20 protein-coding genes are annotated in these 20383 nt (G+C 62.7%); 13 read left to right on the forward strand and 7 right to left on the reverse strand.

Going from position 1 to position 20383, the window contains the following annotated elements:
- Positions 1-20: 20 nt before the first annotated feature.
- The 4 genes from EOA19_RS13865 to EOA19_RS13880 form a co-directional block, all read right to left on the reverse strand.
- Positions 21-1100: an extracellular solute-binding protein gene (locus EOA19_RS13865; RefSeq protein ID WP_128303925.1), complete on the reverse strand. Its 1080-nt coding sequence runs from the start codon at positions 1098-1100 to the stop codon at positions 21-23.
- Between the two features lie 3 nt (positions 1101-1103).
- Positions 1104-1796: an XRE family transcriptional regulator gene (locus EOA19_RS13870; protein WP_023809406.1), complete on the reverse strand. Its 693-nt coding sequence runs from the start codon at positions 1794-1796 to the stop codon at positions 1104-1106.
- A 135-nt stretch (positions 1797-1931) separates the two neighbouring features.
- The gene (locus tag EOA19_RS13875; RefSeq protein ID WP_128303926.1) at positions 1932-3026 is read right to left on the reverse strand and encodes an ROK family transcriptional regulator; all 1095 of its coding nucleotides are present in this window, start codon (positions 3024-3026) and stop codon (positions 1932-1934) included.
- A gap of 57 nt (positions 3027-3083) precedes the next feature.
- Positions 3084-3734 (reverse strand): SGNH/GDSL hydrolase family protein, encoded by a 651-nt coding sequence (locus EOA19_RS13880; protein ID WP_023809404.1) that lies wholly within the window; start codon positions 3732-3734, stop codon positions 3084-3086.
- Positions 3735-4076: 342 nt separating this feature from the next.
- On the opposite strand from EOA19_RS13880, the gene EOA19_RS13885 reads away from it, so the two are divergent.
- The 5 genes from EOA19_RS13885 to EOA19_RS13905 all read left to right on the forward strand — a co-directional run bounded on the left by EOA19_RS13885 (position 4077) and on the right by EOA19_RS13905 (position 9427).
- A complete protein-coding gene (locus EOA19_RS13885) occupies positions 4077-5156 on the forward strand; it encodes a substrate-binding domain-containing protein (protein ID WP_023809403.1) in 1080 nt (359 codons plus the stop codon).
- An 81-nt stretch (positions 5157-5237) separates the two neighbouring features.
- Positions 5238-6749, forward strand: a complete 1512-nt coding sequence (locus tag EOA19_RS13890; protein ID WP_128303927.1) for a sugar ABC transporter ATP-binding protein — start codon at positions 5238-5240, stop codon at positions 6747-6749.
- Positions 6750-6759: 10 nt separating this feature from the next.
- The gene (locus EOA19_RS13895) at positions 6760-7722 is read left to right on the forward strand and encodes an ABC transporter permease (protein WP_128303928.1); all 963 of its coding nucleotides are present in this window, start codon (positions 6760-6762) and stop codon (positions 7720-7722) included.
- 3 nt (positions 7723-7725) lie between these two features.
- Positions 7726-8679: an ABC transporter permease gene (locus EOA19_RS13900; RefSeq protein WP_128303929.1), complete on the forward strand. Its 954-nt coding sequence runs from the start codon at positions 7726-7728 to the stop codon at positions 8677-8679.
- Positions 8680-8743: 64 nt separating this feature from the next.
- Positions 8744-9427: an SGNH/GDSL hydrolase family protein gene (locus EOA19_RS13905; protein WP_128303930.1), complete on the forward strand. Its 684-nt coding sequence runs from the start codon at positions 8744-8746 to the stop codon at positions 9425-9427.
- A gap of 137 nt (positions 9428-9564) precedes the next feature.
- Here the strand turns inward: EOA19_RS13905 and EOA19_RS13910 are convergent, their stop codons facing one another.
- Positions 9565-9768, reverse strand: a complete 204-nt coding sequence (locus tag EOA19_RS13910; RefSeq protein WP_245486178.1) for a hypothetical protein — start codon at positions 9766-9768, stop codon at positions 9565-9567.
- A gap of 268 nt (positions 9769-10036) precedes the next feature.
- The gene (locus EOA19_RS13915; protein WP_128303931.1) at positions 10037-11140 is read right to left on the reverse strand and encodes a histidinol-phosphate transaminase; all 1104 of its coding nucleotides are present in this window, start codon (positions 11138-11140) and stop codon (positions 10037-10039) included.
- Positions 11141-11270: 130 nt separating this feature from the next.
- On the opposite strand from EOA19_RS13915, the gene EOA19_RS13920 reads away from it, so the two are divergent.
- The 8 genes from EOA19_RS13920 (at position 11271) to EOA19_RS13960 (ending at position 19655) form a co-directional block, all read left to right on the forward strand.
- On the forward strand, positions 11271-12044 hold the full coding sequence (locus tag EOA19_RS13920; RefSeq protein ID WP_128303932.1) for a 3-oxoacyl-ACP reductase family protein: 774 nt from the start codon (positions 11271-11273) through the stop codon (positions 12042-12044).
- Positions 12045-12251: 207 nt separating this feature from the next.
- Positions 12252-13574 carry a histidinol dehydrogenase gene (gene hisD, locus EOA19_RS13930; protein ID WP_128303933.1) on the forward strand — a complete coding sequence of 441 codons (1323 nt, stop codon included), beginning with the start codon at positions 12252-12254 and terminating at the stop codon, positions 13572-13574.
- 15 nt (positions 13575-13589) lie between these two features.
- Entirely contained in the window at positions 13590-14615 is a 1026-nt protein-coding gene (locus EOA19_RS13935; protein WP_128303934.1) for a zinc-binding dehydrogenase, read from the forward strand.
- 32 nt (positions 14616-14647) lie between these two features.
- A complete protein-coding gene (gene hutC / locus EOA19_RS13940) occupies positions 14648-15379 on the forward strand; it encodes a histidine utilization repressor (RefSeq protein ID WP_128303935.1) in 732 nt (243 codons plus the stop codon).
- A 107-nt stretch (positions 15380-15486) separates the two neighbouring features.
- The gene (locus EOA19_RS13945; protein WP_128303936.1) at positions 15487-16779 is read left to right on the forward strand and encodes a hypothetical protein; all 1293 of its coding nucleotides are present in this window, start codon (positions 15487-15489) and stop codon (positions 16777-16779) included.
- Between the two features lie 207 nt (positions 16780-16986).
- A complete protein-coding gene (locus EOA19_RS13950) occupies positions 16987-17994 on the forward strand; it encodes an ABC transporter substrate-binding protein (protein ID WP_128303952.1) in 1008 nt (335 codons plus the stop codon).
- A 100-nt stretch (positions 17995-18094) separates the two neighbouring features.
- Positions 18095-18862, forward strand: a complete 768-nt coding sequence (locus EOA19_RS13955; protein ID WP_031212557.1) for an ABC transporter permease — start codon at positions 18095-18097, stop codon at positions 18860-18862.
- Positions 18863-18872: 10 nt separating this feature from the next.
- On the forward strand, positions 18873-19655 hold the full coding sequence (locus tag EOA19_RS13960; protein WP_023809389.1) for an ABC transporter ATP-binding protein: 783 nt from the start codon (positions 18873-18875) through the stop codon (positions 19653-19655).
- Positions 19656-19760: 105 nt separating this feature from the next.
- On the opposite strand, the gene EOA19_RS13965 is transcribed toward EOA19_RS13960, so the two are convergent.
- Positions 19761-20183 carry a hypothetical protein gene (locus EOA19_RS13965; RefSeq protein WP_023809388.1) on the reverse strand — a complete coding sequence of 141 codons (423 nt, stop codon included), beginning with the start codon at positions 20181-20183 and terminating at the stop codon, positions 19761-19763.
- Positions 20184-20383: the final 200 nt, after the last annotated feature.

The following is a 20383-nucleotide window of genomic DNA, read 5'->3' on the forward strand; positions in this document are numbered from 1 at the left end:
TCACCTCAGTGATAGCCGGCTCAGTTGCCGGCCATCAGCGCCGTCCACTTGTCGGACGCGGCGGCGAAATTGGCGACCCAGAACTTGATGTTCTGCTGGTAGCCGAGCTTCGCGTGGTCCGGCGTGTTGGTCAGGAAGGCGGCGACGGATGCGTCGACCTTGGGCTGCGCCTCGTTGTTGATCGGCGAGTAGGACGTCTGCTCGGTCAGGATCTCCTGCGACTTCTTGCCGAGATAGGCGTTGATCAGCGCGTAGGAGGCATCGGTGTCCTTGGCGCCGACCGGGATGGTCAGCTGATCCATGACGACCAGCCAGTCCTTCCACACCGGCGTATAGGCAGCGCCATTCTTGACCGCCGTCATGGCGCGGCCAGTCCACATGATGATCATGTCGGCCTCGCCGGATTCGGCAAGCTGCTGGGATTCTGCGCCGGTCTTCCAGAAGATGGTGTCGGGGCCGATCGCCTTGATCTTGGCGATGCCCTTGTCGATATCGGCAGGCGTCATGGCGTCGACCTTGCCGCTGTCGGCCAGGATGGCCTGTTCGATCAGGCCGCCGAGCGGGCTGCCACTGCCGTCGATGGCACGGGTGCCGGGGAATTTCGCGGTGTCGAAGAAATCCTTCCAGTCCTTTGGCGGATTGTCCTTGTACGTGTCGTTCTTGTACATCAGGACCATGCCGTAGTTCATCGCCGGCACGCTGCATTCGCCGACCTGTCCGGGCGGGATGTGCGAGATGTCGAGCTTGGTCAGATCGAGTTTCTGGAACAGTTTTCCGCAATGCACGAAGGGCGGAAAATCGTCTGTGTCGACGACATCCCAGGTCACATTGCCTGATTCGACCTGCGCCTGAAGCTTGGCGATTTCGGTCGGTCCGTCGTTCAAAAGCTTGACGCCGCTCTTGTCGACGAATTCCTTGAGCGCGGCAACCTGGCCGTCCTGGTAGATGCCGCCATAGGAGACGAAGGTCAGCGTCTTGCCCTTCAACGAGCCGTCGACCACGGTTCCGGCCGGCGGCGCGTTCTGCGCGTGAGCGGCGGCTGCGAGCAAGGCCAGTGCGGCGGCGCCGACAAATCCGGCCAATCTTGATCTGCTTCCCATTTTCTAACCCTCCGATGGCTCGCTGTTTGATTTTGGCAGGCCGGGCGCGAGCGTTTTCCGGGCTACATATTGATCGAGGTCGACAGCGCCGCTTGTCGGCGGCGCGATGATCCACAGCACCTCGGCCACCGCATCGCCGACATTGATCGTCCGGTGCGGCGTCGAGGTCGAATATTCGATGCTGTCGCCCTCTTCGAGGGTGAAGCTCTCGTCGCCGAGCGTCAGTTGCACGCGTCCGCGCAGCACGAGGAACATCTCGCTCGCGTTGCCATGCGTATAGGGCACGTCGCCGGTGGAGCCGCCGACGGCGAACTCGCCGCAATAGACTTCCATCTCGCGGATCGGCCGGCGCGACAGCAGCGTCTTGCGGTAGCCTTCGCTGGTCGGCAGCGCCGGCCGCTCGGCGCGTGTCAGCACCGCGTGCGGCGACACTTCGCAGTCGTCGAAAAGATCGGCGAGGCTGATGCCGAGCGCATTGGCGATCAGCATCAATGTGCTGGTGTTGGCGCCGGAAAGGCCGCGCTCGAGCTGGCTCAGGAAGCTGGCGGTGGTGCCGATCATGCCGCCGAGCTGGCGCAGCGTCAGGCGCCGCGTGGTGCGATAGGCCTTGATGCGATCGCCCAATACCGTCGAGCGGCGCGCTTCGGCGCTGGTTGCGGCATTGTCATTGAGTGCGTGATCCGCAGCGATTTTCATGGTGATCTCAGGGTTCACTTAACATGCTATTAAGTGAGGCGTCCTGGCAAGTAGATTCGCTTGGTCACCTGAAAATCATCGATGGACCTGCGGAGGGTGCATGATCGGCAGACCGGCAACGCCGGTTCGGCTCGATCACTGGATCATGAAGCGCGAACTGAACGGCAGGCTTGCCGCGCCGACGGCCTTCGGGCTGATGCTGACCCGCGCGGGCAGCGCTTCGATGCCGGGGAATTCCCGGCTGATGTCGGCGCACAAGGCCTTGGCGATCTTCTGCGGCGCATAGCTGGACAGGACGACCGTCCTGAATTCGACAAACTGGGTCAGTGCGGAAATAGAGGCTTTCAGGCGGTTGGAGCATTCCCCCAGCCATTCGCTGTAGGCCTCGCCGAGGTCAGGCCATTCAGGGCTGCTGCTCCAAATGATTTCGGAGGGGCGCCCGCGCATTGTCAGTTCGCTTTCCAGGCGCACAAGGCCATGATCGAAGCTGGCGCTGGAGTTCCCCTTGTAGATCTGGTGGTTGAGGATGAGCCTGCTCTGCAGCCGCGCTCCGAGATAGAAGAACAAATAGTCGTTGAGCGGCTTGGCGACGCCGAACATGCTCTCGCCGCCGGCTGCTGCGGTGATGTCGTTCTGCACGAAAACCGGCAGCTTGATCTGTTCCTCGATCTCCCCCTGCAAGGCTTTCAGCGAGGTGCTCGATCCGTTGCGGGTTGCAGCCATCGTGTCGACATCGTCGGGAACGGCCAGGCCGATGCCGGCAACCCGGCTGCGCGCCTCGACCGGCAGGCTGGTCATGGCTTGCCTGATCGCGCCGAACAGATCGCCGCTTTGCGGAAAGGGATTGGCTTCATCCGCCGGCAATTGCGTGTGGAAGCGCACGGTGCCGATGAAATCGATGAGTGCGATGTCGATCCGGCGTCGGCTGAAGCCGACGCCAACCGCATAGGCGCCCTCCGGGTTGAGCGAAAGCGGGATGGTGGGCGGCCCGACGCGGCCGCGCTGCGCCTCGCCTTGCGAGACCAGGCCTTCCTGCTCGAGCGAGCGGACGATAACCGATGCCGTCTGCGCCGAGAGGCCGGTTTTTTCGCCGATTTCCATCCGCGAAATGCCTTCGTTCTGAAGCAGCAGCGACAGCACCAGCCGCTCATTGTAGCTGCGGACGCTCAACGCATTCAGCCCGCTCGCGCGATCGGCGATGCGCAATGGATTGGGTGGTGCGAACCTCATGTCAGGCAAGGGTCGCCCCGTCGGTTGGAGCTCGTTGCCCGGTGGCTTTAGTGTTGCTCATGTCGAGCGGCTCCAGCCGATGGCATCGACCGCGCGGGCAAGTGCGGTGCCCAGCAATCTGTGCGCCTCGGCATCGATGTGAAAGCCGTCCGCTTCGCTGCACGACACCACCGAGCCGGCATCGAAAAAGTGGAGTTCGAGCGAGTCCGCCAGAACCTCGAACTCGAGCGCGAGCAGGCGCGATTTCTCCGGCGCACCGGCGAAGATGGACTTCCATTCCTTGACGTCGTCCTGCATCGGCGGCGGCGCCACGATCATGATCTCGGGCGTCGAGCCGCCTGGCCCAGGCGCCAGCTCCTTGATGTCATAGACGAGGCAGCCGATCCCCATCGCCACTTCCGACGGCGGCTTGTTGAAGCGGATCTTCAGGTCGTTGGTGCCGAGCATGATGATGACGAGGTCGAGCGTCGCATGGCTCTGCAGGCAGGGGCGAAGATAGGTTCTGCCGTTTTTGTGGGCGCCCTCGATCGGGTCGTCGTGGACGGTGGTGCGGCCGCTCAATCCTTCCTCGATGACATACCAGTCGGGGCCTAGCTGAGAACGCAATATTCCCGGCCAGCGTTCACCCGGCCCATAGCGCTCGAGCGGCCCCCTGCCGGGGATCTGGCCGTGCGTGTTGGAGTCGCCGTAGCACAAGACTGATCGCATGTTTTTCCCGCCGGGACTGACAGCGCGCCGAAGCCGGCGAGCGCCATTCATGATGGATAGCGGAGCGGTGAAAGGCAAGCAAGGGAATAGTCATTCAACATGACTAACTATTGACAGGGCGAATCCGCTGTGCTTCTAAAGTGCCGGAGGAGTTCTCAACCGTCACCATCGTCCAGCCCGGGTTGGGCCTCGACACGCATGTGTTCGGGGACGGGAGAATCGCGTGCATCGGTCGGTTTGCGACGACGAGCATGCATCGGGAGAGCGTCTCGCGGCAGTACACATTCGTACGGCCGGCCATACGAATTCGTAGGCCGGGACAACCACAAGGAGGAGAGTTGAATGTTAGGATTGCTGAAAACCGTCGGCCTGGGGATGCTAGTTGCGTCCACGCTTGCCGTGACGTCCCTGGCGCATGCGGAAGACATCAAGCTGATGGACGGCGTCGCGCCGCGCCCCGACGACACGCGCATGACCGCGGCCGGTGCGTTCAAGAAGGACCCGCCCTGGGTCATCGGAATGAGCGACTTCGGCGTCAACGCAAACACGTGGACGGTACAGGTGGCGCATGAGGCGGAGAATGCCGCGGCCAAGGACAAGCGCATCTCGAAATTCATCCTGCTCGATGCCGGCTTCGACCAGAAGAAGCAGGTGGCGGATATCGAGGACCTGATTGCGCAGCATGTCGACGCGATCATCGTGCAGCCGGTGACCAGCACATCGGCGAATGCCAGCATCGCCAAGGCGGTCGCCGCCGGCATTCCCGTCATTCTCCACACCGGTCGCATCGATTCCGACGCCTACACCACCGAAATCCAGGGCGGCGCCGAGCATTTCGGCAAGGTGATGGGCGACTGGCTGGTCAAGACCGTCGGCGACAACGGCAAGATCTGGGTCCTGCGTGGCCTGGCCGGACATCCGGAAGACACCAACCGCTACAACGGACTCCTGGAGTCGCTCAAGGGCACGCATGTGCAGATCATCGCCGAGGAGCATGGTGACTGGCAGTACGACAAGGCCAAGAAGCTGTGCGAGACGCTTTATCTGAACAACCCACAGGTTGACGGCATCTGGTCGTCCGGCGCTGACATGACGCGCGCCTGCGTCGATGTCTTCAAGCAGTTCGGCACGCCCGTTCCGCCGATTTCGGGCGAGGGCAACAATGGCTATTTCGGCCAGTGGATCACGGACGGGTTCAAGTCGATCTCGCCGGAATACAGCCCCGCCCAAGGTGCGGCCGGCGTGCGCGCCGCTGTTGCCCTTCTGGAAGGCAAGCAGCTCTACAAACGCTATGTCTATAATCCCGACGGATGGGACCAGGACAAGGCCAAAAAATACTATCGCGACGACCTGACCGCCAATGTCTGGTGGCCGAGCGAACTGCCCGAGGACAAGCTCAAGGAATATTACGGCAAGAAGTGACGGCGCCGTGGCTGGCGGGGAGTGGACAAGCATTCCCCGCAGGCCGTTCCATGTGTTGAATTTGGTTCGTTCGAGGGTTTCGTGACCAATCTTATCGAGATGTCCCACATTTCGAAGGCATTCGGAGGGAGCAAGGCGCTCCATTCCGTTTCCCTCGATCTCAAGGCGGGCAGCGTCCACGCCCTGATGGGCGAGAACGGCGCCGGCAAATCGACGTTGATGAAGATCCTGGCGGGCGTGCATCAGCCCGATTCCGGCGAGATCTTCATGAACGGGGAGAAGCTCGATCTGAAATCGCCGCGCGCCGCACTCGATGCCGGCATTTCGACCGTTTTCCAGGAGCATTCGCTGCTGCCCAATCTGTCGATCGCCGAAAACATGTTTCTGGGCCGGGAGCCGACGACCCGGTTCGGCTCGATCGATTATCGGGCGATGAAAAGCCAGACCGCCAAGGCGCTTGGCGAACTCGGCCTCACGCTCGACCCGTCGCAACTCGTTTCCAACCTGACCATAGCCGAGCGGCAATTCGTCGAGATCGCGCATTGCATCCAGGCGGACGCCAGCGTGCTTATCCTCGACGAGCCGACGGCTGCTCTCAACGCGGCCGATGTCGATGTGCTCAACCGCAACATCCGCCGGCTGCGCGATAAGGGAAAAGCCATCGTCTACATCTCGCATCGCATGGAGGAGATCTTCGAGCTGTGCGACACGGTGACGGTGCTGAAGGACGGCGCACTGGTCGGCACCAGGATGGTGTCCGAGATCACCACCGACGACCTCATCGCCATGATGGTCGGACGCGAACTCCAGGACCTTTTTCCCGATCGCACGGGCGATAAGGGTGATGAGATCCTGCGAGTCGAGAACCTCAGAATCACCGACACATCGCGGCCGCTGTCGCTGTCTTTGCACAAGGGTGAGATCGTAGCCCTGGCCGGACTGGAGGGGCAGGGCCAGCAGCGCTTCCTGAGATCGCTGATCGGCCGCTATCATCCCTCCGCCGGGACGATTTCCGTCAACGGCAAAGCGCTGAAAATGCCGCTCCCGGCATCATCAGGCGTTCGCCATTTGCAGCAGCTGAGGGTCGGCTTCGTTCCCGAGGACCGCAAGGAGGAGGGGCTCTTCCTCGCTTTGCCGATCGCCCACAACATCGCCATCGGATTGCATTCGAGGCGATTCGAACTCGCGCCGGCGCGGCCGTATCGAAACGTCATCGCCCGCATGATGGAGGTCATGAACATAAAGGCGGCAGGGCCGTCCGCGCCGGTCGGCTCCCTGTCGGGCGGCAACCAGCAAAAGGTTCTCCTCGGCCGCTACCTGGCCGCCGATCTCGATCTTCTGCTGGTCGAGGAGCCGACCCGCGGCGTCGACATCGGCGCCAAGTCCGAGATCTACCACCTGCTGCGCGACTTTACCGCCAAGGGCGGCGCCGTGCTGGTGCTGTCGCGCGAGACGATCGAGTTGATCGGGCTCTGCGATCGCATCTACGTCGTCCACGACGACACCATCGTTGCCGAAATGCCGGCGGCGCAGGCGACGGAACACAAGATCCTCGACGCGGCCCTGACGGGCGGCTCCGCGCGCCAGCACTAGGGGGGCTGCCATGGTTCGCTCGCTGTTCAACATCCTGAGTGGCCGGAACACGCGGCAAGGCCTGTGGGGCCTGCCACTGCTGGTCGCCTTGTTCATTTCGCTGTGGCTGACCGTCGAGACGACACAATTTGCCACGGCCGAAAACCTCTTCAACCTGGTGGCCCAGGCAATGCCGCTGATCATCGCGGCCATCGGACAGTTGGTGGTCGTGCTCATCGGCGGGCTCGATCTGTCGGTCGGCTCCGTCATCAGCTTCACCACGGCGGTGCTGGCGCTCGATCAGCCGGCTGTCGTGCTGATCCCGGCGGTCTTCGTGCTGGCGGCACTCATCGGGCTGATCAACGGCCTGGCGATCACCCGTTTCAACGTCCATCCGATCATCGCGACGCTGTCGACGCAGTACATCGTGCTCGGCATCACGCGCATCCTGCGTCCTGTGTCCGGCGGTACGGTGCCGGAGATCGTCATCGATGCCGTCTCAGGCAGTTTCCTCGGCGTTCCCTATCCGGTTTTCTGGGGCATCGTCGTGATCCTGGCAGCGTGGAAACTGCTCTACGGATCGCGATACGGGCTGCATCTGTTTGCGATTGGCGGCGGCATTGCTTCGGGCGCTGAAAGTGCTGCCCGCAATTTCGGCGTCTCCGACCGTCGCAACATCATCCTCGCCTATGTGGTCTGTTCCTGTTTCGCGGCCGTTGCCGGTGTCTTCCTGGCCGGGCGCATCGTGTCGGGCGATCCGAATGTCGGGCTGCTTTTCGAACTCGACACCGTCACCGCCGTCGCCCTTGGAGGCACCCAGCTCTCCGGCGGCATAGGCAGCCTGCACGGCACGGTGATCGGCGCGCTGGTCATGGCGCTGCTGGCCAATGGCATGAACCTCGCCAACGTCTCCCCCTTTGTCCAGACCGCGATCAAGGGCGGCATCCTGCTGGCGGTGGTCGGGCTGCAATCCCGCAAGAAGATGGGGCTCTAAAAGATGGCTGCCGTTCTCGCAAATCCGATCGCCCGGCGCCTGCTGCGCATACCGCCGTCCTATTTTGTCTTTCTCGTGCTGATGGCGACGCTGTGGATCGCGCGACCGAACATGCTCAACCTCAACATCATGGGTATCTTCGTCAGGCAGATCGTCCCGCTCGGCATCCTGGTGCTGGGGCAGCTCGTCGTCATGCGGGTGAAGTCGATCGACCTCTCCGGCGGCGGCATCATCCTGCTCATCAACTATTTCATCTCGTCGGGCACTTTCCCCGGCGCGTCGATGCCTTTCTTCGTCGTGCTGGCGCTCGCCACCGGCCTCGTCATCGGCCTGTTCAACGGCTTCATGATAGGGAGCCGGCGGGTGTCGGCTGTCATCGTCACGCTGGCGGTCAGCATCATCCTGGTAGGGCTGGTGCAGTTCCTGTCGAGCGGCAATCCGCCCGGCGATGTGCCGAAGCTGTTCAACGATCTCTACAACACGAAATTCCTGTCGGTTCCGACGCCGGTGCTGTTCTGGGTCCTGCTGACCGCTTCGGTGTGGCTGCTTCTGTCGCGGACCGTCTTTGGCCGCTACGTCGCCTCGGTCGGGGAGAATGCCGAAGCCGCGCATTTTTCCGGCGTGCCGGTCCAGCGCACGGTCATCCTGGCGCATACGCTCGCCGGCCTGATCGCGGCGATCGCGGCCCTGGTGCAGACCGGTTCGATCGCCGTCGGCAGCGTCCGTGTCGGCCTCGACCTGCCGATCCTGGCGGTCGCGGCAACGATCCTCGGCGGCGTCGTCTTCGGTCGTGGCGACGGCGGCGTCTGGGGGCCCTTCTTCGGGGCGCTGTGCTTTGCGCTGCTGTTCGTGGTGATGACGGTGCTCGGCATCGACGAGCCCGGCAAGCTCATCGCGCAGGGCGTCATCATCCTCGGCGCGGCGATCTTCTACGGAGTGCGCGTGCGAAACCCCTGACTTAAGACGGCGAAAAGCAAGTGCGCCGGCGTTCAGACAATTGCAAACAGATGGAGAAACATGGATGTCACCGCCAAAAAACATCATGTGCTACGGCGACTCGCTGACCTGGGGCTGGGTTCCGGTCAAGGAGGGGTCGCCGACCTACCGCTACCCTTATGATCAGCGCTGGACCGGTGTGATGGCGACGGCGCTAGGGGCGGGCTACCACATCATCGAAGAAGGCCTGAGCGCGCGCACCACCTGTCTCGACGACCCCAACGATCCGCGCCTGAACGGGGCCAATTATCTGCCCGCGGCCATCGCCAGCCATCTGCCGCTCGATCTGGTCATCGTCATGCTCGGCACCAACGACACCAAGTCTTATTTCCGCCGGACGCCCTATGAGATCGCCAATGGAATGGCGAAATTGGTCGGGCAGATCCTGACCAGCGCCGGGGGCATCGGCACGCCTTATCCGGCGCCGAAGGCGCTGGTCATTGCGCCGCCGCCGCTGACCCCGATGCCCGATCCGTGGTTCGAGGGCATGTTCGGCGGCGGGCACGAAAAATCCAGAGACCTGGCCAGGCAATACAAGGCGATGGCGGATTTTATGAAGATCGATTTCCTCAATGCCGGCGATTACCTCACCACGGACGGTGTCGACGGAATTCATTTCACCGCCGCAAACAACGCCGATCTGGGGCGCGCCGTCGCCGACAAGGTCAAGTCGATCCTCGAGCCGGGCAAGGTCAGCACTGCCGCCTGAAGCTGCCAGGCCGTCGGCCTGCGGCACACAGGCCCATGGCGCAGGTGTATCGCTCGTTCCTCCGGCGATACACATCGATACGGGGCCGTTTGGCCCCGTATCGATGTGGCGCTCGACGCCTGCAGACCTGCGTTGATCTAGGGCCTTGCGCTCCGAGGGACATGATCGGCGGACGCTTTGGTTTGGCGGTCGAAAACGACCGCCAGGCCGTTCTTCACGGCAAGCGCGGCGACCATGTCGTCGAGTTCGCGATCGGGAATGGCGGGTTTGAGGACCTGCCGGATGGCCCGATAGGCCTGCTCGGTCGACACATAGTCGTAGTGCTTTTTGCGCGCTTCCACATATGCTCGATGAGAATGCCCAATCGGCGGGCGGCGATGTCATCTGGTTGCTGCAAGGGAGCCTCCTCAGGGTCGATCGTTTGCAGACCCCCGAGATGTAAAAACCCACGCCGCGAAAGTTAAGGCCTCCTGTCGGTTTGAAGCCCAAAAAATCTATTGCCTCCGTTCAACGAACTGCGCCGCAGAGTGACATCGTGTCCGAATTGGCACATCGCAGCCGCAAGGCGCGGGTCAACTAACCCGTCCGAATTGCGAACAAAGCGTGTATTCAGAACAGTTCCGACAGAACGGCCATGAAGTGGTCGTTCTCCGCAGCCGAGCCGATGCTGGCGCGCACATAGGTGTCAAAACCCTGCTGCTTCCACGGCTTGACGATGACGCCTTGCCGCAGCAGGCCTTCAACGAAGGCGGAAGCATCTTGCCGGCAGTTGAAGAACAGGAAGTTGCCCCTGGAGGCGGCGACGTCGAGGCCCTTGCTTGCCAGGAAAGTCTCGACGCGTTTTCTCTCCGCCCTGGCCAGCGCGACGACCCTGGCGAGGTGTTCGTCGTCGGCCAGCGCCGCGAGTGCGGCGGCTTGGGCCATGCCGTTGGCGTTGAAAGGCGTGCGGACGCGGTCGAGCAGCGCGCGCAGCTCCGGGTCACCGACGATGCCGAAGCCGATCCGCAATCCGGCCAGACCGAACGCCTTGGAAAAGGTCCGCAGCACGATCCAGGGCCGGTCCAGCTTTTCGAGATAGGGCAGGGACGACGCATAGTCGTCGCCCTCGGCATATTCGGCATAGGCTTCGTCGATGACGATCAGCGTCTCGTCGCTCGTCGCATCCAGAACCCTCGACAGATCGCCGCCGGAGAGCCAGCTGCCGACCGGGTTCATCGGGTTCGAGAACAGCAGCATGCGCGGCCGCTCGCGCGCCGCCTCGACCAGCGCATCGACATTAATGGTCAGATCGTCGTTGACGACAACGCGCTTGACGGTAGCGCCCATCAACGTCGCGTAGTCCTCATGCAGCGGAAACGACGGATAGAGCGTGACGACGGCGTCGCCCGGCCGCAACACGGCACGGCTGATGACGGAGAGAAGGTCTTCGGAACCGTTGCCGAGGATAATCTGGTCCTCGGTGACGGCATATTTGTCGCCGATCGCTTGGCGCAGCTTGCGCCCGGCAGGGTCCGGATAGAGGCGGAACATCTCGGAGCCGGCATGCATCGTCGTGACGAGGGTCGGGCTGGGCCCGAGCGGATTTTCGTTCGAGCCCAGTTTGGCGATCCTGGCCGGTGCGTATCGCTCCATAACCTCGTCAATGGTGAGCCCGGAATTGTAGGGCGACAAACGGTTGACTTCGGTGCGGACCATATCCGAGGCTTTCGACACGGGTGGGCTCCTTTGCGGCGGATTTCGTCATCCGTACCGTAGTCGAAATAGTTTGTATATGCTTGTATATGTAACTTGATCTGATAGTCTCGACGCTGAAGCGGAAACCGACACCGATCAGGAGGATCACATGCGCAACGCTTCTCTCTTCGATCTCTCCGGCAGGAAGGCGCTTGTCACCGGTGCAAGCCGGGGCATCGGGCGCAGCATCGCCGAGGCGCTGAGTGCTGCCGGCGCAGACGTCGCGGTCACGGCGCGCAGCCTGGCCTCGCTGGAGGCCACCACGGCAGCCATCCGCGCCGCCGGCGGAGTGGCGCACGCCATCGCTCTCGACGTCACCGATGTCGGCCGCTGCCGGGCAGCAACCGCAGAGGCTGCCAGCCTGCTTGGCGGTCTCGACATTCTCGTCAACAATGCCGGCGTGGAGGAGGTGCGGCCCTCGCTCGATGTCGACGAGGCGCTGTGGGACAGGATCGTCGACACGAATCTCAAGGGAGCGTTCTTCTGCGCCCAGGCCGCCGCGCGGCAGATGCGCGACGCCGGACGCTCTGGTGCCATCATCAATCTGTGCTCGCTGACATCCGAAGTCGGAATCCCCACCGCGGTGCCGTATGGCTCGTCGAAGTCGGGCCTGCTCGGCATGACCCGCGCCCTTGCGGCGGAGTGGGCGGAGCTTGGCATAAGGGTCAACGCCATCGCGCCGGGCTATTTCAGGACGGCGATGACCGACGTTTTTTACAGCGACGAGGCATGGCAGCACTCCATGCTGGCCAAGATCCCGCAGCGGCGTTTCGGTGATCTCCACGACTTGCACGGCATCGCCGTGTTCCTCGCTTCGGATGCGGCTGCCTACATAACCGGCCAGTCCATTCCGGTCGATGGCGGCTTTCTCGCCTCGATCTGATGAGGCAGGTTTGCCTCCGCAGTTTCGACGGGAAGGATGATGGAAAAATTGCTGGCGACCATCATACATACATGTATATACTTTTGCCTGAGTGAAGCCTCTCGACGGCTTTGATCCTTGCCCCGGTCGGCTTGTCGACCCGCAGAACTATGGCCCTCCACGGGCCAACCGTCATTGCGTTCCAAGAGTTCCAGGAGACGAGCAATCATGTCCGACATCAGCTTCCACGATCTGTCATCCATCGATGCCGACCAGCGCGCCAGTCTGCTGAAGCGCGCCGAGGCCGATCTGACGGTCTTCGTTGAGAAGGTCCGGCCGATCATCCAGGCCGTCAAGGACGAAGGCGACGCCGCCTTGATCCGCTTCGCCAGGGAACTCGACAAGGCCAATGTCGCCGAGGGCGAACTGCAGGTGTCGGAAGCCGAGTTCGATGCGGCGTTCGACAAGGTGGAAAGGGACGTCGTCGAGAGCATCCAGTTCGGCATCGACAACATCAGGCATTTCCATGAGGAGCAGAAGCCGGAAACGATGTGGCTCAAGGAAGTCCGGCCGGGCGCCTATGCCGGGGACAGGTACACGCCGATCGCTTCCGTTGCGCTCTACGTGCCGCGCGGCAAGGGCGCTTTCCCGTCAGTGACGATGATGACGTCGGTGCCGGCGGTGATTGCCGGCGTGCCGCAGATCGCCATCGTGACGCCGCCGACATCGGATGGGTCGGTGGACGCGGCAACGCTCGTCGCCGCGCGTCTCGCCGGCGTGGGCACGGTCTACAAATGCGGCGGCGCCCAGGCAGTTGCCGCCGTCGCTTACGGCACCGAGACGGTGAAGCCCGCGCTCAAGATCGTCGGTCCCGGCAGCCCGTGGGTCGTGGCGGCCAAGAGCGTGCTGTCGTCGGTCATCAACACAGGTCTTCCGGCCGGCCCGTCGGAAGCGATCATCTTTGCCGATGACAGCGTCGACGGCGGGCTTGCCGCGCTCGACCTGTTGATCGAAGCCGAGCACGGGCCAGATTCCTCGGCCTATCTGGTGACGCACAGCCGCAAGGTTGCAGAAGCAGCACTCGCCGCACTTCCCGAGCATTGGTCGCGGATGACCGAGCAGCGTGTGGAGTTTTCGCGCGCGGTGTTGACCGGCAAGCGCGGCGGCATCGTGCTGACCGCATCGCTGGAAGACAGCTACCGCTTCATCAACGACTATGCGCCCGAACATCTCGAGATCCTGTCGACGGAGCCGTTCGCCCATCTCGGACGCATCACCGAGGCGGCCGAAATCCTCATGGGACCGCATACGCCGGTGACCCTTGCCAACTTCGTCCTTGGACCCAATGCAGTGCTGCCGACCAGCCGGTGGGCGCGGACCTACGGCCCGCTTTCGGTGACGGATTTCGTCAAGCGCTCGTCGGTCGGCTATGTCACCTCGGCGGCCTATCCGGAACTCGCTCTGCATGCCCGCAGGCTTGCCCGCTATGAGGGCTTCAGTTCGCACGAGAACGCGGTCTCGGAAATCCGCGACCGCTATCTCGCCGGCTGAGCGGAAACGATCGCGATGAGGGCTGCTCGACTTTATCGACCTGGTGACCTGCGTGTCGAGGACATCGCTCCGCCAGGCGCGCCGGATGCGGGCTGGGTGAAGCTCAGGGTCGATGCCGCCGGCATCTGCGGTTCGGACCTGCATAATTTCCGCACGGGACAGTGGATAAGCCGGTCGCCTTCGACGGCCGGCCATGAACTCACCGGCACGGTGACCGCCATCGGCGCAGGCGTTGATAGCGTCGCCGTCGGTGACAGGGTGGTTGCCGATTCCCGGTTCTGGTGCGGAGACTGCGCGCAATGTCATGCCGGCAGGCGGCATCTCTGCGCGTCGCTGGGCTTCGTGGGAGAAATCTGCGACGGCGGATTTGCCGAACAGGCGGTGCTGCCCGCACGGCTTTTGCATATCATCGATGCCGCGCTCGACGAGCGGGTTGCGGCGATGGCCGAACCGCTGGCGGTGGCGCTGCATGCGGTGCGGCGGCTGCCGAAAACGGCAGGCGCGGTGCTGGTGGTCGGCTGCGGGCCGATCGGTGGTCTTGCCGCGCTGCTGCTGTCGCGGACCTTCGCCGGCACCGTGCTCGTCGCCGACCGCAACCAGAGCCGCTGCGCCCGGGTGGCGCGGGTGGCGGGTGCCACGATCGTCGATCTGAACCGGGATGCCGTTGCCGCTGCGACTGCCAATGCGCCGCTGCTCGCGGCCATTGAGGCGACCGGCAGCATTGCGGCGCTCAATCAGTTGCTCGGCGTTCTCGATCCCGGCGGCACGATCGCCATGGTGGGCATCTTTCACGGCCGCCTCGACATTGATCCCAATACGCTGGTCGAACGCGAAATCGGGTTGCTGGGATGCCACGCCTTTGCCGATGAGCTGCCCGAGGCCGTGCGGATGCTAGGTGAACTCAGCGAACCGCTGTTGGCGCTGATCGACCAGGAGATCGGCCTGGATGACATTCCGGCTGCCTATGAGCGGCTGTTGGCGGGACACAGCGACGGCTTGAAAACAATCATCCGCATGCGGCAACCTGTCGAGCAGTCGTGATTTCCGATGAATCGCCGGAAAGGACTTTTGAAATGATCACTTTGCCCGACACGGCCAGCCCTCTCTACGAGAAGGTGAAGGACTACATCCTGGCCAACATCGGAACGGGCCGGTGGGGCAAGGATCGCAAGCTGCCGTCCGAGAATGAGTTGGTGGCTTCACTCGGCGTGTCGCGGATGACGGTTCACCGGGCGCTCAGAGAGTTGACCTCGGCCGGGTTCCTGATCCGTCTGCAAGGTGTGGGAACTTTCATCGCGCCACCGCGGCCGCAATCGACGCTGATCGAGATCAACAACATCGCAGCCGAGATCGTCGAGCGCGGCAACAGGCATCGATCCGAAGTCCTCGTCCTCGAAACCATCATGCCGACAAAGGAGCTGGCGCTGTCGTTCGAGTTCGCAAAGCGCGTCCCGATCTATCATTCTGTCGTCGTCAATTTCGAGAATGATTTGCCGGTGCAACTCGAAGAGCGCTTCGTCAATTCGAGCCTCATCCCCGACTATGACAAGCAGGATTTTTCGAAGACGGCGACCTATGACTACCTCATGCAGAAAACCCCGGTGACCGAGGTCGAGCATATCATTTCCGCCATCCCGGCCGATGGCGAGACGGCGCGGCATCTGGGCATCGATGTCGGCGCCTGCTGCCTCTTCCTGCACCGCCGGACATGGACAGGCGCGGTGGTGGCCACGATCAGCAAGCTGACTTATGCCGGCAGCCGCTACTCGCTCGGCAGCCGCTATTCCCCTTCAAAAAGCAGCTAACGGAAGCAGGATGAATGCAAGTCGGGAGCGGTTTCGTTGTCAATGTATATACATGTGCTGACGAGAACGCTTTCGCTCTCGAATGAACGGGCCAAGAAGGACAACAGATGACGCAGACACAGAGTCGCACGGCGCGGATCCGGGCACTCGCGCAGCATGATGTTGCCGAAGCACAAAGCGCGCTGGCGGCATTGCTGGGCGACCTGTTCGCGATGACCCCCCGCAATGTGCGCATCAACTTCGACAAGTACAGCCTCAATTCGTTGAACGGCTTCTTCGAGGACGATGGCAAGGCCTACTTCTTCAAGTTCCATCAGGAGGAGCGGGAAGAGGCGATGACGGGCGAGTATTACCGCGCCGAGATTCTGTCGCGCGCAGGCCTGCCGGTCGACCAACCCGTGCATATGTCTGCCCAACCAGGCGAGCAGATCCTTGTCTATCGCCGCCGCACGGATCCAAGATTTTCGGATGTGCTGTTCGCGCTGGATGGGCAGGACGATGCCTGCAAGCGGCAAGAAGCCGTTCTTGCCGAGCGCGACCTGTCGGCCAGGCTGCTCAAGGTCTATCTCGAGACGCTGCATCCCGTCACTGTCGAGGACGTGGCGGCGGAGCCGATCCACAGGCTGTTTCATGAGCGGCTGATCGATGCCGAGACACGCTTGTCACCAGGCGGAAGGCTGGCCGATTTCTATGTCGGCAAGCCGTTCGTCTTTCCCGGTGCCGAGCTGGATTGGGACCGGTTTTCCCGGCTGAAATTCGTCATCAACGACCAGCAGTACACCGACAGCATCGGTGAGCTTTTCGATGCCGCGGCTGTGCGCTTACGGCCGGACCGCCTTGCCGATGCCGGCGGCGTGGTCGCGCATGGCGACGCCCACAACGCCAACGTCTGGTACACGGCGAAGGCGGGGAGGGCGGAGCTGTCCTTCTTCGATCCTGCCTTTGCCGGCTCGCATATCCCGACGCTGCTGGCCGAGGTGAAGGCGACGTTTCACAACATCTTCGCCCACCCGTTCTGGCTCTATGATCCGGCGACCGCGACAGAGGCTTTTCGCGCGCAGGCGCGGCTGGACGGAAATCTGCTCCATGTCGACACGGACTGGGACCTGAGCCTCGTCCGCCGCGACCTGCTGGAGGTCAAGGCGACAGCGCTGTGGCGGCCATTGCTGCTGGAGCTCAAACGGCGCGGCATGCTGCCGGCCGATTGGCGCGCGGTGCTGCGAGCCGGTCTTTTCCTGTCGCCGACGCTGGTCATGAACCTGCGGGCTGGCGCGCGCAGCCACACGCCGGTCTCCTCCCTCATTGCCTTCTCAGTCGCGGTCATGGTCGGCAGCGAGCCCGTTGCCGGGGCCGATCGGGTGACAGGTTTCCTCGACCGGATCGATCCGGAAAAAGCGTGAAAATTGAGTCTTTCCAACTTGTATATGCATGTATGTATTTTAGCCTTGACATCCGCTCCCGCTGACGCTGAAATATCCTCGCACTTCACCATGAAGTGGCAGGTAAGACGCCGAGGCACAGTGCCGCAAGAGCAGAAACCCGCAGTCTCACCAGGCCGGCTACCTCAGTTAGAAAAAGCGGTCTGATCATCAAGGGGAACAAAGATGATGCGTAACCTAACAGGACAGTTTCGCGCGCTCGTGATGGCCGCCGCCGTCGGACTCGCCGCCGCCCCGGCAGCCTACGCGGCCGATGCGGCCATTCCCACCACGCCCGAGGCAGGAGCGTTCAAGATCGGCATCGAGCCCTGGCTCGGCTATGGCCAATGGCATGTCGCCGAGGCCAAGGGCCTGTTCAAGACAAACGGGCTGGGCGACGTCCAGATCGTCAACTTCGCCGAGGACAAGGACATCAATGCAGCACTTGCAAGCGGCCAGCTCGACGCCGCCAACATCGCCACCCACACGGCGATGGGCATGGTCGCGGCCGGCCTGCCGGTGAAGATCGTGCTGCTGCTCGACGTCTCCATGACCGCCGACGCCATCATCGCCGGCAAGGACGTCACCTCCATCGCGGACCTTAAGGGCAAGCAGGTCGCCTTCGAGGAAGGCACGACGAGCGACATCCTGCTCAAATACGCGCTCGCCAGGAACGGCATGTCGATCGACGATGTGAAGCCGGTCCCGATGCCGGCGTCCGATGCCGGCAGCGCCTTGATCGCCGGTCAGGTGCCGGTCGCGGTGACTTATGAACCGTACCTCACCGTCGCCATGGCGCAGAACAAGGACCTCAAGCTTCTGTTCACCGCCGGCGAGGATCCCGGCCTGATCAGCGACGTGCTGGTGGTGCGTGACGAGGTGATCAAGTCGCGGCCCGGCCAGGTGCTGGCCATGATCAAGAGCTGGGACGCAGCGCTCAAGGACTACAATGCTGATACGCCCGGCGGCCGCGCCATCATCGCCAAGGCTGTCGGTTCGGACGTCAAGGACCTCAACACCGCCTTTGACGGCGTGCGCTACTACTCGCTGGCCGAAAACAAGACGGCGCTCACCGGCGACTTCACCACCAAGACCTTCGCCGATGTCGAAGCCGCCGCCAAGAACGCCAAGCTGCTGCAGGCCGATGTGACGCCGGAGCAGATGATCGACCCGTCCTTCGTCAAGGCGGCGGAATGATCAAGGCCGGATCGCGGTGGTGACACAGATGCCCGGGGAGCGACCGGCGCCAGGACCGATCGCGAAACAGGCGAGGCGCCGCCGATCCTCCGGGATCGGCGTGCCCATCGCCAGGTCGCGCTTTCTGATCATCGCGGTGGCCGTGTTCGTTGGGCTGGGCCTTGCCTGGTGGGCGGCGACCGGACTGGGGTTGGTAAAGCCGATCTTCCTGCCTTCGCCGGGCAGCGTCGCGACGCAGATCGCCAAGCTCGCTGCCGACGGCACGTTGTGGCTGGACCTCAAAGCCTCGATGTATCGCATCTCCATCGGCTTCCTCATCGCCTCGGTACTGTCGATACCGATCGGCGTTCTGATTGGCAGTTTCCGTTCTTGGGAAGCGGCCATCGAGCCGCTGGTTGATTTCATCCGCTACATGCCGGTCGTCGCTTTCGTGCCGCTCTCCATTCTTTGGGCCGGCACCGGAGATTCGCAGAAGTTCCTGATCATCTTCATCGGCACCTTCTTCCAGCAGGTCCTTATGATCATGGACAACGTCAAACGGGTTCCCACCGATTTCATCGGCCTTGGGCGCACACTCGGCCTGCCGGATCGCAAGATCCTGACGCGCATCGTCGTCCCCAGCGCCTTGCCGGGTATCTGGGATACGCTGCGCATCAGCCTGGGCTGGGCATGGACCTGGCTGGTGCTGGCCGAACTTGTCGCCGCGACTTCGGGGCTCGGCTATCGCATCACCGTGTCGCAGCGCTATTTCCAGACCAACACGATCATCGGCTACATCCTGCTGCTTGGCCTGCTTGGCCTCATCACCGACCAGGTGATGAAGGCGCTGGAGAAGGTGCTGTTCAAGCAAGAGGGCCGCTCGCAATGAGGTCCAGCCGATGAGTTTCCCCAAATTGCGGATCGCCGGCCTCCGCAAGAGCTTCGGCACGGGCGAACGGCGCACGGAAGTGCTGCGCGATATCAACCTCGATCTTGCCGACAACGAGTTTGTGTCCCTGGTCGGTACGTCGGGCTGCGGCAAGAGCACGCTGCTGTCGATCGTTGCCGGACTGCAGGACTTCGACGCGGGCGATCTCAGCATCGACGGCGCGCCGATCCTGCAGCCGGGTCTCGACCGTGGCGTCGTCTTCCAGTCCTACACGCTGCTTCCCTGGCTGACGGCGCGGCAGAACATCGAGTTTGCCCTCAAGGCCGCCGGCTACGATCGCCCGACCTGCCGCAGGATCGCGCTGGAGCATCTCGAACTCGTCAAGCTGTCCGACAGCGCCGACCGCTACCCGGCCGAACTCTCGGGCGGCATGAAACAGCGCGTCGCCATTGCGCGCGCGCTTTCCTACCGGCCCAAGATGCTGTTGATGGACGAGCCCTTCGGCGCGCTCGATGCCTTGACCCGGCACCAGATGCAGGAACTGCTCACCCAGATCTGGGAGGAACACAGGTTGACCGTCCTGTTTGTCACCCATGATGTGGAGGAGGCCGTCTATCTGTCGGACCGCATCGTCGTCATGGGCATCGGCCCGGGCCGCATCACCCAGACCTTCAACGTCGATATCGAGCGCCCGCGCCGCGAAGAGGTGATGGAAAGCCCTGCATTCATGGATCTGCAGCGCGGCGTGCACAAGGCCATCCGCGAGGGTTCAAAACGCCCCGAAATGGCGTAGGCGCTTGTGGTAGGCCCAATCATGCCGGACGAGGCTAGCACCCGGCGATACGCAAACGACGGCCGGACAGCATGCAAGCCGCCTGTCCGGCCGGAACTCCAACTGCTACGCAGGTATCAGGACGGCGATACGATGCACGCCGACCTCTTTGCTTGTATTCGTCGCCTCGTCGGTCTTGCCCTTGGCGCAGGTGTACATGTCACCCGTCTTGAGCTTGAATTCCTTGTCTGCCTTCTTGATGGTGAACGCGCCTGAAGTGATGGTGCATACCATGTCGTTGTCCATCATCATCGCGGAAGCGTGCGCTCCGGGCTGAAACACCACATCGACGATCGCGATGCTCTTGTAAGCGGCGATGTCGGAGTCGCCGGTGCCGACCTCCACCACCCTTACACCGGGCGCAATCTCCTTGCCTTCCTTCGGGCCGTATTTCTTGACCTTCGCGGATGCCGCCAGGGTGAACAGAGGCGTAATCGCGGCGGCCGTCACACCGAGAGCAATTGCAGACCTGCGATTTATGGTTTTCATTGCATCCTCCCACATGTTCGTCACGAACGAATGTGCATGACCACATTATATTAGCATGAACGAATGTATTTGTATGCGAGGAAACACCCAGGCCCAGCACGGCGCCTGGAACTCCGAGCTTCCAGTGTCGGCAAATCAGCACGCCATGACAATTTACACCGCCCCGGCGCAGCCGTCGGAGAGGTTCCATGCATCGACGA

Source organism: Mesorhizobium sp. M7A.F.Ca.US.010.02.1.1 (assembly GCF_004023085.1).
Classification (GTDB): domain Bacteria; phylum Pseudomonadota; class Alphaproteobacteria; order Rhizobiales; family Rhizobiaceae; genus Mesorhizobium.

Bases quoted from the DNA above. Each gene is read 5' to 3' on its own strand.
- EOA19_RS13865 (WP_128303925.1), bottom strand. From the start codon at position 1,100: ATGGGAAGCAGATCAAGATTGGCCGGATTTGTCGGCGCCGCCGCACTG.
- EOA19_RS13870 (WP_023809406.1), bottom strand. From the start codon at position 1,796: ATGAAAATCGCTGCGGATCACGCACTCAATGACAATGCCGCAACCAGC.
- EOA19_RS13875 (WP_128303926.1), bottom strand. From the start codon at position 3,026: ATGAGGTTCGCACCACCCAATCCATTGCGCATCGCCGATCGCGCGAGC.
- EOA19_RS13880 (WP_023809404.1), bottom strand. From the start codon at position 3,734: ATGCGATCAGTCTTGTGCTACGGCGACTCCAACACGCACGGCCAGATC.
- EOA19_RS13885 (WP_023809403.1), top strand. From the start codon at position 4,077: ATGTTAGGATTGCTGAAAACCGTCGGCCTGGGGATGCTAGTTGCGTCC.
- EOA19_RS13895 (WP_128303928.1), top strand. From the start codon at position 6,760: ATGGTTCGCTCGCTGTTCAACATCCTGAGTGGCCGGAACACGCGGCAA.
- EOA19_RS13900 (WP_128303929.1), top strand. From the start codon at position 7,726: ATGGCTGCCGTTCTCGCAAATCCGATCGCCCGGCGCCTGCTGCGCATA.
- EOA19_RS13905 (WP_128303930.1), top strand. From the start codon at position 8,744: ATGTCACCGCCAAAAAACATCATGTGCTACGGCGACTCGCTGACCTGG.
- EOA19_RS13920 (WP_128303932.1), top strand. From the start codon at position 11,271: ATGCGCAACGCTTCTCTCTTCGATCTCTCCGGCAGGAAGGCGCTTGTC.
- hisD (WP_128303933.1), top strand. From the start codon at position 12,252: ATGTCCGACATCAGCTTCCACGATCTGTCATCCATCGATGCCGACCAG.
- EOA19_RS13935 (WP_128303934.1), top strand. From the start codon at position 13,590: ATGAGGGCTGCTCGACTTTATCGACCTGGTGACCTGCGTGTCGAGGAC.
- hutC (WP_128303935.1), top strand. From the start codon at position 14,648: ATGATCACTTTGCCCGACACGGCCAGCCCTCTCTACGAGAAGGTGAAG.
- EOA19_RS13945 (WP_128303936.1), top strand. From the start codon at position 15,487: ATGACGCAGACACAGAGTCGCACGGCGCGGATCCGGGCACTCGCGCAG.
- EOA19_RS13950 (WP_128303952.1), top strand. From the start codon at position 16,987: ATGCGTAACCTAACAGGACAGTTTCGCGCGCTCGTGATGGCCGCCGCC.
- EOA19_RS13960 (WP_023809389.1), top strand. From the start codon at position 18,873: ATGAGTTTCCCCAAATTGCGGATCGCCGGCCTCCGCAAGAGCTTCGGC.
- EOA19_RS13965 (WP_023809388.1), bottom strand. From the start codon at position 20,183: ATGAAAACCATAAATCGCAGGTCTGCAATTGCTCTCGGTGTGACGGCC.